17 protein-coding genes and 1 pseudogene are annotated in these 16,359 nt (G+C 58.2%); 6 read left to right on the top strand and 12 right to left on the bottom strand.

Features of this window, described 5'->3' with window-relative positions:
- Positions 1-29: 29 nt before the first annotated feature.
- Entirely contained in the window at positions 30-443 is a 414-nt protein-coding gene (locus EM858_RS13360) for a helix-turn-helix domain-containing protein (RefSeq protein WP_080820142.1), read from the top strand.
- A 692-nt stretch (positions 444-1,135) separates the two neighbouring features.
- On the opposite strand, the gene gst is transcribed toward EM858_RS13360, so the two are convergent.
- Positions 1,136-1,834, bottom strand: coding sequence for a glutathione S-transferase (gst, locus tag EM858_RS13355; protein WP_080820143.1), 699 nt, complete (start codon positions 1,832-1,834; stop codon positions 1,136-1,138).
- A 71-nt stretch (positions 1,835-1,905) separates the two neighbouring features.
- Here gst and EM858_RS27615 point away from each other — a divergent pair, with 71 nt between their 5' ends.
- Positions 1,906-2,028 carry a hypothetical protein gene (locus EM858_RS27615; RefSeq protein WP_280174487.1) on the top strand — a complete coding sequence of 41 codons (123 nt, stop codon included), beginning with the start codon at positions 1,906-1,908 and terminating at the stop codon, positions 2,026-2,028.
- Between the two features lie 60 nt (positions 2,029-2,088).
- Here EM858_RS27615 and ggt read toward each other — a convergent pair whose 3' ends face one another.
- From ggt to EM858_RS13315, 8 genes are all read right to left on the bottom strand, one after another.
- Positions 2,089-3,846, bottom strand: a complete 1,758-nt coding sequence (gene ggt, locus EM858_RS13350) for a gamma-glutamyltransferase (protein WP_080820144.1) — start codon at positions 3,844-3,846, stop codon at positions 2,089-2,091.
- A gap of 351 nt (positions 3,847-4,197) precedes the next feature.
- A complete protein-coding gene (locus EM858_RS13345) occupies positions 4,198-5,079 on the bottom strand; it encodes a carbohydrate ABC transporter permease (protein ID WP_080820146.1) in 882 nt (293 codons plus the stop codon).
- Entirely contained in the window at positions 5,076-6,164 is a 1,089-nt protein-coding gene (locus tag EM858_RS13340) for a sugar ABC transporter permease (protein WP_127756891.1), read from the bottom strand. The genes EM858_RS13345 and EM858_RS13340 overlap by 4 nt, the downstream gene beginning before the upstream one ends.
- A 13-nt stretch (positions 6,165-6,177) precedes the next feature.
- Complete coding sequence (locus EM858_RS13335) at positions 6,178-7,446, bottom strand: extracellular solute-binding protein (protein WP_080820149.1); 1,269 nt, start codon at positions 7,444-7,446, stop codon at positions 6,178-6,180.
- Between the two features lie 88 nt (positions 7,447-7,534).
- On the bottom strand, positions 7,535-9,157 hold the full coding sequence (locus EM858_RS13330) for an EAL domain-containing protein (protein WP_080820151.1): 1,623 nt from the start codon (positions 9,155-9,157) through the stop codon (positions 7,535-7,537).
- Between the two features lie 169 nt (positions 9,158-9,326).
- Entirely contained in the window at positions 9,327-9,632 is a 306-nt protein-coding gene (locus EM858_RS13325) for a hypothetical protein (protein ID WP_080821040.1), read from the bottom strand.
- A gap of 235 nt (positions 9,633-9,867) precedes the next feature.
- Entirely contained in the window at positions 9,868-10,152 is a 285-nt protein-coding gene (locus EM858_RS13320; protein WP_244557350.1) for a glycerate kinase, read from the bottom strand.
- A gap of 125 nt (positions 10,153-10,277) precedes the next feature.
- Positions 10,278-10,970: a thioredoxin family protein gene (locus EM858_RS13315; protein ID WP_080820153.1), complete on the bottom strand. Its 693-nt coding sequence runs from the start codon at positions 10,968-10,970 to the stop codon at positions 10,278-10,280.
- Positions 10,971-11,078: 108 nt separating this feature from the next.
- Between EM858_RS13315 and EM858_RS27115 the strand changes: the two genes are divergently transcribed.
- The 4 genes and pseudogenes from EM858_RS27115 to EM858_RS13295 all read left to right on the top strand — a co-directional run.
- Complete coding sequence (locus tag EM858_RS27115) at positions 11,079-11,309, top strand: hypothetical protein (RefSeq protein WP_162936909.1); 231 nt, start codon at positions 11,079-11,081, stop codon at positions 11,307-11,309.
- A gap of 57 nt (positions 11,310-11,366) precedes the next feature.
- A complete protein-coding gene (locus EM858_RS13305) occupies positions 11,367-12,587 on the top strand; it encodes an HTH domain-containing protein (RefSeq protein WP_080820157.1) in 1,221 nt (406 codons plus the stop codon).
- A gap of 9 nt (positions 12,588-12,596) precedes the next feature.
- Complete coding sequence (locus EM858_RS13300) at positions 12,597-13,247, top strand: glutaminyl-peptide cyclotransferase (RefSeq protein WP_080820159.1); 651 nt, start codon at positions 12,597-12,599, stop codon at positions 13,245-13,247.
- A 295-nt stretch (positions 13,248-13,542) separates the two neighbouring features.
- A pseudogene (locus EM858_RS13295) lies at positions 13,543-13,743 on the top strand (transposase); the annotation flags it as partial.
- Here EM858_RS13295 and EM858_RS13290 read toward each other — a convergent pair.
- The 3 genes from EM858_RS13290 to fabF form a co-directional block, all read right to left on the bottom strand.
- Complete coding sequence (locus tag EM858_RS13290) at positions 13,684-13,872, bottom strand: hypothetical protein (RefSeq protein WP_080820160.1); 189 nt, start codon at positions 13,870-13,872, stop codon at positions 13,684-13,686. The pseudogene EM858_RS13295 and the gene EM858_RS13290 sit on opposite strands and share 60 nt — an antisense overlap.
- Positions 13,873-13,937: 65 nt before the next feature.
- Positions 13,938-14,945 carry a cell division protein FtsZ gene (ftsZ, locus tag EM858_RS13285; protein ID WP_080820162.1) on the bottom strand — a complete coding sequence of 336 codons (1,008 nt, stop codon included), beginning with the start codon at positions 14,943-14,945 and terminating at the stop codon, positions 13,938-13,940.
- A 51-nt stretch (positions 14,946-14,996) separates the two neighbouring features.
- Positions 14,997-16,292: a beta-ketoacyl-ACP synthase II gene (gene fabF, locus EM858_RS13280; RefSeq protein WP_127756890.1), complete on the bottom strand. Its 1,296-nt coding sequence runs from the start codon at positions 16,290-16,292 to the stop codon at positions 14,997-14,999.
- Positions 16,293-16,359 lie beyond the last annotated feature (67 nt).

Here is a 16,359-nt window from a genome sequence, read left to right as displayed (position 1 = left end):
CGGCACATTTTTCAGCATCAGGCACAAGGATGATACCCTTGGAAGAACAGATCGATGCCGGCCCATCGCGCGGATCAGAAAACGACAGACACTTCAGACCCATTCCGTCAAACGGAGTCTGCAGCCTGCTGAGTGACAAATGGACTGTGCCGGTTCTTTGGCGTCTTTCTCTCGCGGAAGATCATCGGCTCCGCTTTTCGACATTGAGAAAAGAGGTCGGTGAGATCACCCAGCGCATGCTGACGCTCACCCTGCGTAATCTCGAGCGTGAGGGATTTGTTGTGCGTCACTATTTTCCCGAAGTGCCGCCGCGTGTCGAGTACGAACTGACAGAGATCGCCCATGGAGCTTTGCGCGCCCTTGAGGGATTTAACTTCTGGGTCCACGACAATCTGGACACTATCAGAGCGCGCAGGCGCGCTTACGACCAGGCGGAGTTGTAAATCCAAGGGACCGAAATTGGCTGAAAAGGTCAGATGTCGGTCCAGTTTAGCAGCGCTGGGCTACGCCCGCTTTCCTCAGCATCCCGCCTGCTACGAGGCCCGCCTGTTCAGCTTGGTGAGATCGATTCCGAACCAAGCAGCGCTTCCCGGGGCTCGGAACCTTCCGTGTGGCCAGCCAGTTTTTGTCGGTGAAGCTAGAGGAACTGACCATGCCCAAGAAAATTTCGGCCCCCTCCAAGACGACCGACCCTAAAGAGCAGCCTGTCCGCCCTTCCGAGGGCCAGGTGGAGCCCGCCGAGCCGGACGATCGCCAACATCCGCCGCGAGATACAAGAGAGACGCCGGCTCCGAACCCAAACGACAAAGGGCTTCCGAACAGGGCGCCTGAATAAGTCGGAAACCGAAGACGGACTTAAGGCGCGCGATCGATAAGAGCGTCGGCTCCCTCCTGCTCGACGCCATGCCCTGAATAACGTCCCAAGTTTGGGATCACCCACAGGTTTGCCCTCAATACTTGAGCAAATAAGTGCGTGGAACCTATGTGCCTGATTTAGTGCATTTCATGCGGTGGCCGCTGGTTCGATTCCCTTCAACTACAGTGGCTGGGAAATGGTGCGTCGGCGGTGCGTATCTCTTCAAGACTTTTGACCGGCTGCAAAGCAGACGAAGCGATGGCGCCGCGCAGACGTAAATCAACCCGCTACCTTTCGGAGCGATTTCTCAATCTCTCCTCCGCAATAAGCGTTGCCGTATTCCTCAAAACTTTTATTGTTCAAAGCAGCCAGCGAAGTTGTGGCTACCACTCTTCTGGAAAGACCCCAGATTGTAGGTGACGTATCCTCAATGATGCCCTGAATGACAGGGAACCGGTCAGCGACCGTAGTCCAAAGGATTGCAGTCGCTATATCTGCTACGCCAATCTTTTCTGTTCCCAGCATAAAGCCGGAACTAGCACTCAAGCCGTTTCGTGCCCCGGTATCCGCGAAAATACGGACCCATTTTTGGAGGCGTGGGACGAATTCCTCCCATTTTTCAGGTGTCCACATTTCGCGCCCGCCGTTGAGAGTCAGCTCATCAAGGACATCATTGGCATCGTTAACGATCTTGGCGCTGAGTGCGCGGCCCTCAATAGTTGTCGGCAACATATCCAGCCGCTCACCCAGATAGATGGCGATCGCCGGCATCTGGGAGATCGCAAAATTGCGCTCACGGTCAATCAGAACCGGTGGTCCCATGAAGGCAACCGGCTGCTTTTCCACCCCACAATCCATAATATCTTCAATCGCCTCGACATCGTGTTCATCCCAGGAGTACCCACAATGGGCCAGAATTCCGCGGATGAACTGACCTCGAAAAGGAACTGGCCAGTAATAAAGGGCGAAGTTTTTCATGCCGTCCTCCATTGGTCATGCAAACAACGAACGGAGTTGGTTGTTACCAGTTCCGTGCACTAGGAGTAAAAATGGAACTCAAGGAATGCTTTGACGGCTTCAATGGCGCAGGAAGAGTTGTTTTTGGACGTAAGGCCCTGTTCTTTACGATTTCCTCGCTAAAAACAGAGCACCCATGCGGGGTAGTCATCTAACCTCCACACGAACGCCATGCTCAGTCTCTTGAGGCCGCCGTTTTTCCGCAGGCTGAGTGTTCACTCCCCCACCACCACCCCCTCGCGTCGTGGGTCGGCGCTGCCGGCCAAGCCTTGGGCGGTGATTTCGACAGCATGCAGACCGGAATTCATCTCACCCGGTTTCACCTCGTAACCCAGCGCCTTCAGCGGACCGACCAGTTCTTCCGCGCTGGTGCCGGCCTCGATGTCGTAGGTACCGAACCGGTTGATGAGATGCGGCTGGGCGACGATCACCTCGACGGGCATGCCCCAGTCGATATAGGCGATCAGCGCCTGGGCCACATAACCGATGATCTGGCTACCGCCGGGCGAACCAATGGCGAGCAGCGGTTTTCCATCCTTCATCACGATAGTCGGGGCCATGGAGGAGCGCGGCCGTTTGCCGGGCTCGACGCGGTTGGCGATAGGGAGGCCGCCGTCATGGGTCTTGAAGGAAAAGTCCGTCAATTCGTTATTGAGCAGGAAGCCATTCGTCATCAGACGCGAGCCGAAACCGCTTTCGATCGTCGTCGTCATCGAGACAACGTTGCCATCCTTGTCGACGATGACGAAATGGCTTGTGGAAGGCAATTCGAGTGCGGCATCCCGACCGAAAAGTAGCGCATGGTCCCATTCCGGCTCGCCGGCCTTGACGGCATCGTTGGCCAAGGCCCTGTCGCCGTCGAGAAGCTTTGCTCTCTCGCCTAGATAGGTCTTGTCCAGCATGCCCTTGATCGGTAGCGGCACGAAATCGGGGTCAGCGACGTAACGCTCGCGGTCGGCGAAGGCCAGACGCTGCGCATCGCCGATAATGCGCCAACTGTCGACATTTTTCGGGCCTAGAGATCTGAGATCGAAATTCTCCGCCATGCCGAGCATCTGGCCGATGGCGATAGCGCCTGACGATGGCGGTCCCATACCGCAAACGTCAAGTGCACGATAGATAAAGCAGACCGGTTCGCGCTCGATGACGCGATAGTTGGAAAGATCGGAAAGCGACAGCACGCCGGGATTGTCGGCTGCCTCGCGCACGGTCTTGACGACCGCTTCGGCAATTTTCCCCTTGTAAAAGGCATCGGCGCCGCCTTTGGCGATCGCTGCAAGCGTCTCGGCATAGGCCGGGTTCTTCAATGGAGCACCGGCCTGTAACGCTGCCCCGGAGGTATCAAAGAAATAGGACCGCGCCTCTGGATATTTCTTCAGCCGGTCGCCCTCGGACGCGATGAGGGAGGCAAGACGCGGCGACACCCGAAAACCCTCGGTCGCCAGCGTTTCCGCCGGCTTCAGCAGGCTTGCCCACTCCGCCTTTCCATAGCGTTTGTGAGCTTCCTCCAGAAGTCGCACCGTTCCCGGCGTGCCAACGGAACGGCCGCCAATTACTGCGTTCATGAATTTAAGCGGCTGACCCTTGTCATCCAGGAAGAGCTTTGGCGTGGCTTCCATCGGCGCCGTCTCCCGGCCGTCCAACGTCGTCAGCTTGCCGCTTTTTGCGTGGTAATAGACGAGGAAGGCGCCGCCGCCGAGACCGGAACTCTGCGGCTCAACGAGGCCCAGCACGGTCTGCACCGCCACCATCGCATCTATGGCGTTACCGCCCGCGGCGATCACGTCGCGCCCCGCCTCGGCCGCCAGCGGATTGGCTGCGGCGACCATGAAGCTCCTTGACTCGACACGTCTGGCAGTCGCAAGCCCCGTCGCTTTCTCTGGCGCCACAGTGTCGGATGCCTGCTGGGCGCAGGCGATTGCGGTGGAAAACATTAAGGCGAGAACAGCCTCACTGAGAAATCTCATTTTCATTAGCCTTATCCTCCAGAGCGGCACAATCGGTTAATGTGAGAAGGGCATCTGAGCCAGCAGCCGGGTCAAACCCGTAGTGATTCAGGCGCGGATGATTTTCCGAATTCTTCCTTCGTTCCCGCAGAGGCCCGGCGTCACCCGTATTTCAGCCTCGTCCGCGAGTATGAGTAAAGCGTTTAGGCATTTTGCCGCTTTGTTTCAGGCGGTTTATCCGATCGCAGATCACGTTGCGCGACTTGCCCTCCCTGCAGTTGGATCGGAGCCAGATGCTTTCGCTCAGTGATTCACACTTCTGCCACCAGCTTGCAAGCTATTAGCGGTTACGGCCTCACCCCGTACCCGGATGAGGCGCTATCCCTTTATCCCGCTTGCCGCGATACTGGAAATGAACAGCCTCTGCAGGCAGAGATAAAAGATCAGCACCGGCAGGGTGATGATGGTGAGATAGGCCATGACTTCGCCCCAGGGCGTGTTGAGCTGGAAAAAGTATTGCAGCCCAACCATTACAGGTCTGTATGCCTCGGACTGGGTAACGAGAAGCGGCCACAGATACTGCTGGCTATACATGACGAGAAACTTCAGGATCGCAGCCGTTGCGATCACCGGGCCGCTGAGCGGCATAACCACCTGCGCGTAAATCCGCAGCCAGCCTGCCCCGTCGATGCGCGCCGCCTCCAGTAACTCCTTCGGCAAATCCTTGAAATATTGCGCGAAGAGGAAAATCGTCAGCCCGTCTGCAATCCATGGAATGATCTGCACATGCCAGGAGTTGAGCCATCCCCAGGTGAACCCGTTGCTGCCAATCCATGGCAGGTTGTTGACTTCCAGCAGCAGCGGCACGGCAATTGTTTCAAAGGGAATGATGAGCGTGGCGAGAATGATCGAGAAGAGAACATCCTTTCCGCGCCAGTTCAAAAAGGTGAAGGCGAAGGCGGCGAGCGAGCCAAGCAGCAGCGCGAGAAACACGGTAACGCCCGTCACCACAACCGAATTGAATATGAAGGTCGCAATCGGTGCCCGGGCGAAAGCTGCCGTATAGTTTTCAAGCGAGAGATTTCCCACCGGCAGGAAGGCTCGTATCGATGTGGCGTCACGCAGCAACTGGTCGTTCGGTTTTAGCGACGAGAACCCCATGAACAACAGGGGCAAAATGAAGATCGCCGCGAAGGCAAGCATGAGGGTATAGTTACCGATGAGAAAAGCGAGGCTTTTGCGTTGTCCGGCCTGCATCATGGCTTCTCCCTTGTGAGGTATCGCTGGGTTAGCGAGATACACAGGACAAGCAGGAACAGGACGACCGAAATTGCGGAACCGGCCGCGATGTCCTGCTGGCGGTATCCTCGCTCAACCGCCTGATAGACAATGCTCTGCGTGGAATCGCGAGGCCCGCCTTTGGTCATCACGTCGATCTGCGCAAAAAGGGCAAAAGCCTGCATGGTGATGACGATGATAATCAGCACGGCCGTGTTGCGCAGCAGCGGCCAGGTTATCATGCTGAACTTCTGCCAGCGGTTCGCGCCTTCGATATCGGCCGCCTCGTAAAAATCCGGAGAGATGGTTTGCAGACCGGAGAGCCATATGACCATGTGGAACCCGACGCCCTGCCAGACTGACATGATGAGGATGGCCCACAGGGCTGTATCCGTTTTGCCCAGCCAGTCGACTGGCTGGAACAGCCCGAAGCTCATATAACTCAAAAGGCTGTTCAGAAGCCCGTTATCCGCTGCGTAGATAAACCGCCAGAGCAGCGCCACCACCACCACCGACAGCACCACAGGCATGAAGTAGATCGCGCGGAAAATCGTGACGCCGGGGACCTTCTGGTTCACCAGCAGGGCAAGAAACAACGCCAGCGCCGCCTGAACCGGTGCAACGACCGCCACGAAGGCAAGCGTATTGACGAGCGCGGTCAAAAACACGACGTCGCGCGCCAGAATGACGATCTGGTTCTCACCCCAGGTGAAGCTCTTATATTCCCGCATCCCCTCCAGATGGGGATAGTCGGGATTGTTGCGGGTGAAATTGCGAATGCGCGGATAGGAGATGGCGCCATCTGCGCCCTGTTTAAGGCTCCCATCCGCCTCCCTTTCCGGCTCAAGCGTGAGCACACCAATACCCAGCAACCGGGTGTAATTTTCAACGCCGACAAACTCGGTTGGATTGGGAGATGTCAGCCGCTGGTTGGTGAAGGAAAAACCGAGCCCCAGCAGAAAGGGCGTGATCAGGAAAAGCCCGATCAGCACCAGCGCCGGTCCAGCCATGAACCAGCCCGTCAAGCCGTCCCGGGTCAGTTTCCCCTTTGAAGAAAAGAGCGCCATCGATCACACGCCCCTATTTGGGTTGGTAACCGGAATTGCGCTCTATGTTGTTGTTTATCTCGTCGGCCGCGTTGTCCAGCGTATCGGCAACATCCGCGCCGTTGGCAATGTCGGACACGGCCTTGGAAAAGACCGGTGAGATGAAGGCGTAAGCGGGCGTCACCGGGCGCAACGTTCCCTGACGTTTCGAGAGCTCGAAGAAAACCTCGAGCGGGCCGCCCTGTTTGTAGTTCTTCGTCATCTGGGCTGCCGAAGACGTGGCCGGGATGAGGCCGATCGCATCGGAGAACTGCGCGAGATATTTGTCCTGTATGGCGAATTCGATGAAGGCGGAGGCGCCTTCGGGATGTTTGCTGGTGGCTGAGACGCCAAACTGCCAGGAGCCTGCACCGATCTTTGGACCGTTCCCGAAATCAGGGGCAGGCAGGAACAGCAGGTCGTCTCCATATTTCTCCAGAGCCTTCACCGCAACCCAGTTGCCCATCCATTGCAGGGCATGGCGGCCTTCCAGAAAGCCGGTTTCATGGTCGGCAGGCGATTGCGATGTTCCGGGTGCGAGTTTTTTCTGGAACAGGGACTGCCACCATTCTCCGAACTTGATGGCGTTGTCTCCGTTGAGGGCGTTCTCGGCGGTTTGATAGTTTTCCTTGTCGATCAAACTGCCGCCGAAGCTTTCCAGAAACGGGCTGAAGGCATAGCTGTACCATTCGGTTTTATCGGCCATGCCGAGGTCGATCGCATATTCGAATTTGCCGCTGGCCGCGAGCTTTTCGAGCACTGCATTAAATTCCTCGCCGCTCCATGGCTGGTCCAGCGTTGGAATGCGAATGCCATTTTCATCGAGAATGGATTTACGGGCGAAGACCGCGACAGCCGCATCCCACAGGCCGACCGAATAGAGCTTGTCTCCCCACTTTCCCACCGCGCCGGGCAGAAAACCGGCAAGCTTTGCCTCATCGATCTGCAGTGGCTGCAGATAACCGGACCACGCCCAGTTCGGCATGTTGGGGCCGTCGACATCCAGAATGTCTGGCAGCTTGTTGGAGAGCGCGGCGGCGGTGACGGATTCGTTATAGGCGGTTTGGGGGAACTCCTGAAGCGACACCCGCCAGTCCGACTGGGACGAATTGAAGTCCTCGATGATGCCGGCCAGAATCTTGCGTTCTTCCACATTGCCCGCGCCGTGATACCACATGGTCAAGTCGGTCTGCGCCAGTGCCACGGTGGAAAAAAGCGTCGTCAGGGCAGCGGCTGCCCCCGCAAAAATGGCTTTGGTGATCATAGATTGTCCTCCTCCTGAGGAAGAGTAACTTCAGCATCCACCGATTGTTCCGCAGAAAATTTGTGTTCTGGCGGTCCGAAACAGACCATCAAAGTGAGGGGTTCTTTTCCACCGCTTCGACAGGCGTCGCCTGAATGACCTCCGGAGCGGCACCGTATTCCGATTTGTTTTGCCGCTGGAACGCGATAAATTGCCCGGCGGGGAGGGGCCTTGAAAAAAGCCAGCCCTGACCGAAGTCCACGCCGTGTTCCCGCAGATAGGCTGCCTGCTCCTCCGTCTCGATACCTTCGGCGACGGAGAACAGGCCAAGTTCACGCGCCATTCCGATAATATGGAGCGTGACGGTGCTGGTGGCGCTGTTCCTGCCGATCGTGTCGACGAAGGACTTGTCGATCTTCAGGGCATCCATGGGGAGCCCCTGCAAATATTGAAGGCTGGAATAGCCGGTGCCGAAGTCGTCTATTGCGACGGAATGACCCGCCCTGCGCGCTTTATCCAGGGTAATGCGGGCTGCGTCGATGTCGATGAAACCGCGCTCCGTCGCTTCGAGCCATATTTGCTCCTTGCGGATACCGGCAGGCGTCAGACGCTGATCGATGAAATCCAAAATTCGTCCGGTTTTGATGTCCTGGGCGCAGAGATTGACGGCGATGTGCAGCGTACGATCCTCAACGAGCATGGGCCCGATATCGGCAATAATGGCTTCGACGACCTGATCGGTAATAGGCTCTATCAATCCGGTCTCCTCAGCAAGGGGAATGAAAAAATCTGGTCTTACAAGGGTGCCATCGGGCCGTCTCCAGCGGACGAGCGCCTCTGCGCCGACGCATATATTGGTCTTCAGATCGATAATCGGCTGATAATGAACGACAAATTCGCGATTCCGAATTGCGATTTCCAATTCTGTTTGTGGGGACAACCGTTTGCGCGACATCCAGACGATGATTCCGACGATAAAGGACGCAATGAATGCTCCGATCGGCAAAAGAACCATCAGTTCGCGCAGGAGTTTCTCCCGCATAGCCGCCCTCGGTTCGAGGACGATTGCGGTCAGCCCATCGTCTTTTACGACAGAGTAAAGCGAAGCGTCATTGACACCCCGGCCCGCCTGCGCCGCAAGTGCCGTTACAACGCGCGCATCCGGCTGGTTCTGCGTGCTGATGACCTGCCCATGATCGTTGAGGAGCGCGAGGGATATTCCGTCTCGCAGTATGATATCGACAAAGCGGGAAGGCGCGACGAGCGCGTTGTGATGGCCGAGGTGCAGACTCGTCATCTGATCGCCATGGCTGACACCCGGCTGAATACGCAACGTCACTTCGATGCCTTCGGACGTGACATAATCGACATGGGATTTGGCGATATTTCCTGCGGTGCGGCCCCAGGACGTACATTTGATAACGCCGTTTTCGAAATAACCAATCTCCTCGATTGACGGAACATTGATCGTCACGATCCGCATTTGCGCGATATGTTGATCCGAACACGCAGGAAGATGCGCGGCTTCGATTGCTTCCAGCGCGCCTTGCGCTTCCTTGAATGTATTGTCGGCGCGCGCGAGTGACCTTTCGGCAACGAGAGCCAGGATGTCGAGTTCCTTTTGGACCGCGACCCGCCAGGAGGTCCAGGCCATGGCGGCAATGGGAAGCGCGGCTCCGATTATGGCCAGAAGTATCCCCACTGCTATTACGCGCCAACGCCGAGCCTGCATTGTTACTCTCCAACAGTAGCCGGAGAACAAATTGTCCTGTTCTCCTTAATTTTTGCTGTGCGCAAACTGGCGAAAGTCGTGGAGCAATTTTGGGTGCATCAGTTTCCAGAAGAGCCGCCAGCCACTGGGCGATGGTGACCGTTGCGGGCTTATTGCTTTGGCTTTCTCCTCAGATTCCCGACCCATCGAGCTCGCGGGCATCCTCGCCCTCCCATGGAGCGGGCATCGTGAGGCCATCGGTATTGGCGGAGGGCATAGGCATCCAGCACTTCAATTCCGGCTCCGAGTATTCGATGATCCGCCCCGGCGAAGAGTCCGAGGCACGCCAGCCTTCTGAACCGTACTGGTCGCCCTTCGACCAGTAGGCAAGGTCTACCTGGGACGGCCCTTGTTCGGACGACCGTATCGTGATGAGAATCCGATCTCCGTTTTTCGGCGCGCTTGCCATATGGCGCCATCGTTGTGGTTTGTCCATCATTTCCCCCTCGTTTCGGCATTCAAGTGTCGCCTCACCATCCAGGAGGGTCAACTCAAACTTTGTATGCAAGCGGGGTAGAAGCGGAACTCCAGGCTCTTTGGAACTTCTTCGCCGACAATTTTTTCGTATTCCATAGGTTCCAGTGTCAGCCCACCTTTCCCGTCGGTGCTCGCAGGGTCGTCCCGATCATGATCATCCTGACGGCATCTTCCGCCGCGCGCGCCTTCGGTGCCTATGAGATCGCGTCCTCCAGCGAGCAGGGTCGGATCAATATTGAGGCGAAAGCATCGATCCCGCAATCGAAATTGAGCCTGATACCCTTGCCGATCGTGCCTGCAAGGGCAATGACGGGAACGCCGGCCGTCTTGGCACGGCGGGCAATTTCAGCTGGAACCTTGCCGAAAGGTGTCTGCCCGTCGAGGCTTCCTTCCGCCGTGATTATGAGGTCGGCATCGTGGAGACGGGATGACGATCCACGGAAGAGGTCGGAAACGTTGCAGCGTTCTGGCCTACGCATCTCCGTGGGTAGAACTTCGTTCGCCCGGCTCCACTCCATCTCGACGCAATGCTGTCCGTAGTCAAAGAAGATGGGAAAAACATCCGCTCCCTCAGCGACGAGCGAATAGGTAAACGTAAGGACTGCTATTCGTACCGATCGTGGCGGCGGACCCAGTCCATTCCTTCGCCTTCGTTGCGTCCCTTCGGGGCGAGATCGAGTAGCTGATAGGTACCCATCATCGCCTCGACGCCGCGCCCATAGGTGGAGTAGGTGCGGAAGACCTGGCCGGCGTCGTCCTTGTAGAAGGCGCTGATGCCCGGCCACTCCTCGCCAAGTTCCGGCCACTCTCCGAAATTGTAGTCGATCTTGCCGGAGGCGACCTCGTCGGGTGTGAAGCTGACACGGAAATCGTGATTGAAGTCATTTCCGAAGGACGACACCCATTTGAAGCGCCAGCCCATCCGTTTACGGTAGCGCTCGAGGTCGGCGAGCGGTGCACGTGATATGGCGATCATGGTAACGTCGTGATGCGAAAGATGATTGTTCATGCCATCGGTATGATCGGCCATGAAAGAGCAGCTCGGGCAACCCTCCTTCCATCCCGGCGCGAACATGAAGTGCTGCACCAGAAGCTGCGATCGGCCATCGAACAGATCGGCAAGCGTTCTGGGGCCATCGAGCGTATCGAACACATATTCCTTTTCGATCTGCACCCATGGCAGCGCCAGCCGCTTTTGGGCGACCTCGTCACGGTGTCGAGTAAGCTCTTTCTCCGCTTTCAGAAAATCCCGCCGGGCGGCGAGCCAGTCTTTGGTTGAAACGATTTTGTGGTTCATTGTCAGTCTCCTCGGGTTTTAGGGGATGGACATTGCCGCCAGTAAGCGGAAGCGAGCTTCAGCCAGGGCGGCAGGTGAAAGAGGCTCATCAGCAGGTACATGAAGGCCATGTCGCTGATCGGCAGCGCGCCCGGCGAGGACGCGCAGATCCTCGCCTGCATGTCGTTCGCCGAAATCCAGGCCATCGACGCGAAGGTCGGCGAAGCTGCAAGAACGAGCCAGCCTGTGACATCGCATGATCGCAGCGTGTCCGAAGAGCGTTTTCTCGTTGGTTTGGACATTGCCATTTCTGAATTCCCAATTGAGGTTCGACAATGCTTCCTGCGACGCTTAACCTGACAAGAATCTATGTCCGAATGGCGGGAGAGTGTGAGTAACAAGTGTGACGGGATTTGAATGGACTCTCTGATTACCTTCGCGGCGCGGGCGCTTGCGGCGGGTGATCCGCTTGCAGCGCTCAAGCGCATCGCCTTACGCGCCGATGCCCCGGCGCTCGCCCTGCGCGGCATTGCCATGGCGCAGCTCGGCGACCTTGCACGCGCGAAGGAACTGCTGGGAAACGCGGCGCGCGCTTTCGGCAACCGGGAGCCCATGGCCCGTGCGCGATGTGCCGTTGCGGAGGCAGAGATCGCGTTGGTCTTGCGCGACCTCGGCCGTCCCATGGAGGGGCTCGCCGCCGCCCGGACAACGCTGGAGGCATTCGGCGACTTCGCGAACGCCGCGCATGCCGGCTATCTCGAAGCAAGGCGCTTGCTGTTGATCGGCCGTCTCGACGAGGCGGAGCGGGTTCTGAACGGCCTCGATGCTGGTGCGTTGCCGATGACATCGCGGGTAGGCTACGAGTTGGTGGTCGCGGGCATCGCGATGCGCCGCATACGCGCGAAGCCGGCTCGTGATGCGCTCGATCGCGCAGAAAACGCCGCGGAGGTCGTCGGCAATGCTGCATTGAAAGCCGAAGTCAATAGAGCCGTACGGGCCTTCGAAGCGCCTGCCGCGCGGCTGGTCGCGCGTAATGGAGAACGGCTTCTTCGGCTCGATGAGGTGGAGGCGCTCATTGCATCGGGGGCGCTTGTCATCGATGTGTGCCGGAACGTCGTGCGTGTCAATAAAGCCATCGTTTTTCTCGCGAATCGTCCGGTCCTGTTCGCGCTCATGCGCGTGCTTGGTCAGGCTTGGCCGGAAGATGTCCCGCGGGAGGAGCTTCTCGTCCGCGCCTTTCGTGCACGGGAAGCAGATGAATCGCACCGCGCTCGGCTGCGGGTTGAGATCGGGCGTCTGCGCGAGGCAATCAGGCCCTTGGCGCAGATACGCGCCACCGAGCAGGGGTTCGTATTGGAGTCACATGACGGCGGCGCGGTCGCGGTGCTTGCGCCGCCCGTCGAAGAAAAGCATAGCGACGTGCTGGCGCTTCTCGCCGATGGCGAGGCCTGGTCCAGCTCCGCGCTGGCGCTCGCGCTCGACGTCAGCCCGCGCACGGTGCAGCGGGCGCTCGATACCCTTGAGAAAAATGATAAGGTGGAGTGGTTCGGCCACGCACGCGCCCGTCGCTGGATTGCGACGAGCTTTCCGGGTTTTCCGACAAGCTTGTTACTCCCCGCCATCGGCATTTCAGGCTAGGATGAGGGCATGAAACACACAGCCGCCGAAATTATCCGTGAATATGGCCCTTTTCCCGGAGTGGATCACGTCCATGGGGTCAGCTTTGACGGCCGCCGCGTCTGGATGGCGACAGGTGCAAAACTGGAGGCGTTTGATCCCGACAGCGGAGACGTGCTGACCTCGCTCAATATTGCCGCGGATGCCGGCACGGCATTCGACGGCGAGTACCTGTTCCAGATTGCTGAAGCGGTGATTCGGAAGGTCGATCCACAGACTGGCGAGGTGCTCGCCACGATTCCCGCCCCCGGCAATGGAGGCGATTCCGGCCTTGCCTGGGCTGAAGGTTCGCTCTGGGTCGGGCAACATCGCGGCCGCAAAATCCATCAAATCGATCCCGAGACGGGAAAGGTGCTACGAACGATCGAAACCGATCGCTTCGTTACCGGGGTCACGTGGGTCGACGGCGAGCTCTGGCACGGTACGTGGGAGAACGACCAAAGCGATGTCCGCCGCATCGATCCTTCAACCGGTGAAGTGCTGGAGCGGTTGGATATGCCGGCGGAAATGGCAGTTTCGGGGCTTGAATCCGACGGACGCGATCGGTTCTTCTGCGGCGCTGGCGATAGCCCCAAAGTTCGCGCAATACGCAGGCCAAAGCGATCTGAAACCGCAATGTGAAACAAGAAGCAGTTCGCCGGCTTGTGCGATCTTTGTTCGATGGCCCTCTCGGCGGTAACCGTCGGCCTGCGAGAAAGTGGTTGTCGCTTTGCAGCGTCAGCCCGAACGAGGTTGCCAGCTCAGAACAATTACATGCACTGCCGTTCCGGGTCGCCGACAGTCCGCTCTCGCGGCGGCTCTGCCGTTTCGTGGTGCCGATCAAATGGCAGGTTTCAGGTGGCAGCATTGCATTGAATAGCTGACATCCCGTCGGGAGCCGTCAGAATCCTCAGTCGAAGGAGCTCTTTGACCTGTTGCAACCCTGCCTCGGATCTCCGGCAAGTCGAAGCTCGCTGAGGCGATACGTTATGTCGCCTCGCGTCGCTCTATCTTCGAGCGCTTTCTCACCGACGGCCGCATCGAGCTCGACAGCAACCTCGTTGAGCGGCTACAGCCATCACCCCTTGTTTTCGGCGCCGTCCTCCCACACTACCTCTTCGCGGGGCTGTGCCTTTAATCCAGCCACTTCGGTCTCCAGTCGATCCAGCCGTTTTTCCAATGCGGCGAGGTAGTCTCCCTGCGGATCGTCGATACCCAGGACGGCATCTTCCCACGATCGCCATTTTTCTCGAAAACGCTTCAACATTTCAAATCTCCATGGCCATCAATTTTACAAATCGGCGCTTGCAGGTCCCACAGTATGAGCGAGCATCACGCCATTCGCTCCGAAAGGTGGATCACCTCTGCCGGTTGTCTCAATCCGGTGGCGACAACGGAGACTCTCAGCCGCCCTTCAAGCGCATCATTGAATGTCGCGCCAACGACGATATTGGCGTCGTCATCGACTTCCTCGCGAACACGTGTTGCAGCTTCGTCGACATCAAAAAGGGTCATGTCCGGTCCGCCGGAGATCGAGACGAGAAGGCCTTTCGCTCCCCTGACGGACGCTTCATCGAACAGCGGATTGGCAATCGCTGCCTCGGCGGCATGTCGGGCGCGGGCGTCTCCTGTTGCCTCGCCCGTGCCCATGACCGCTCGACCCATGTCACGCATGACTGACCTTACATCGGCGAAGTCGAGATTGATCAATCCTTCCTTGACGATCAGATCGATGACGGAACTGACCCCGGCATGCAGCACATGATCTGCCATTTCGAAGGCATCCGCGAAGGTCGTCTTCGCATCGGCAACCCGGAAGAGGTTCTGATTGGGGATGACGATCACCGTGTCCGCGCATTCGCCGAGACGCTCGATTCCCTGCCGCGCTGTTCGCATTCGCTGGGTACCTTCGAATGTGAAGGGCATGGTGACGACGCCGACCGTCAGTATGCTTGCCTTGCGCGCAGCATGGGCGATAACGGGTGCGGCACCTGTTCCCGTTCCACCCCCCATGCCCGCCGTCACGAAACACATATGGGTTCCGTGGAGGTGATCCATGATCTCGTCAATCGACTCTTCGGCTGCCGCCTGTCCAATATCGGTCAATGATCCGGCGCCAAGTCCCTCCGTGACGGTCGGGCCAAGCTGGATAAGGCGTGGCGCTTTTGACATGGACAAAGCCTGGGCATCGGTGTTCGCAACGATAAACTCCGCGCCCTCGAGATCGTGCATGATCATGTTGTTGACAGCATTGCCGCCGCCACCGCCGACGCCGATGACGGCAATCCTTGGCTTGAGGAGCGTTATGCTGGGCGGCGAAACGACAGTCGTTGGTTGCATGGTGGGAGCGTCCTGGTGGAGACTATGTTCAAAGGGGACCGCGCACGAGGTTTAGTCAGCTAATGGCGTACGATTGCCTCTCCTCGGCCAGCGTCGAAACACTGCGCTGGCATTGACGCCACCGAAGCCGAAGCCATTGGATATTGCATATTCAACATCGAGGGGTCGGGCATCGTTTGCGACAAAGTCTATGCCATTGGCCTCAGGGTCCGGTGAACTGAGATTCAAGGTCGGGGGCGCGATCTGGTGCTGGAGCGCCAGGATCGTAAAAATAGCCTCAAGGCCGCCAGCGGCCCCCAGCAGGTGCCCCGTCGCCGATTTCGTCCCGCTGACCGCGATCGACTTTCTTTGGCCGAACAGGCTCTTGATCGCTCTGAGCTCTCCGAGATCTCCAACCGGGGTCGATGTCGCATGTGCGTTTAGATGGCCGATTTCGTGCGGCGCGATACCCGCCTGGGCGATGGCGATTTGCATTGCCCTGCGGGCGCCGCTTCCATCTTCCGGACCGGAGGTAATATGATGGGCGTCGGCCGTCGTTCCATATCCAACGAGTTCTGCTATCGGCGTCGCACCACGAGCAAGAGCGTGGCTTAACGCTTCAATGACGAGAATGCCTGCGCCTTCACCCATAACGAAGCCGTCGCGCGCGGTGTCGAAAGGACGTGACGCTTTGGCCGGAGTCTCGTTAAAGCCTGTCGATAGTGATCTTGCCGCTGCGAAACCACCAAGGCTGACAATGTTCATACAGGCCTCGGTGCCACCGCAAACCGCAATGTCGGCTTCATTGGACCTGATCAGTCGTGCTGCATCGCCAATCGCCTGAACGCCGGCGGCGCATGCCGTCACCGGCGCTCCCAGCGGGCCTCTAAAGCCATGCCGGATAGAGACTTGTCCGGCGGCGAGATTGACAAGAAAGGATGGAATGGTGAAGGGCGAGAGGCGGCGGACGCCGCGTTGGTCGACGGTACGCACCGCCTCCGTTATCGCGGGAAAGCCGCCGATGCCCGATGCGATGATGGTCGCCGTTCTCAGTTTTTCTTCTTCGGAAGCTGGCTTCCATTTCGCCTGCGCCAGAGCCTCTTCCGCCGCCGCCAGCGCAAAGATGATGAAGCGATCGACCTTCCGTTGATCCTTCGAGGACAGGGTCCTGTCAGGATCAAATCCTCCTTCAGGATCTGCTGCCAGTGAAGGGACAACACCTCCGATTTTTGAAGGCAAATCCCCGACGATGTCGTCATCCAGTCGCCGGATCCCGCTTTTGCCAGCAAGGAGCCGAGACCAGGAGATATCGACATTCGCACCAAGGGGGCTGACGGCTCCCATTCCCGTGACAACGACACGACGCATTTGCATTCCACCTGTCTATGATCAAAAATTTGGCATGCCTTCGGCGTGCGACCGAATGACCGGTCGT

Origin of the sequence: Agrobacterium sp. CNPSo 2736, from assembly GCF_004005385.1 — a bacterium.
GTDB lineage: Bacteria > Pseudomonadota > Alphaproteobacteria > Rhizobiales > Rhizobiaceae > Agrobacterium > Agrobacterium leguminum.
Note: the sequence above shows the minus strand (reverse complement) of the source record. Positions and strands in the feature narration are given on the sequence as shown.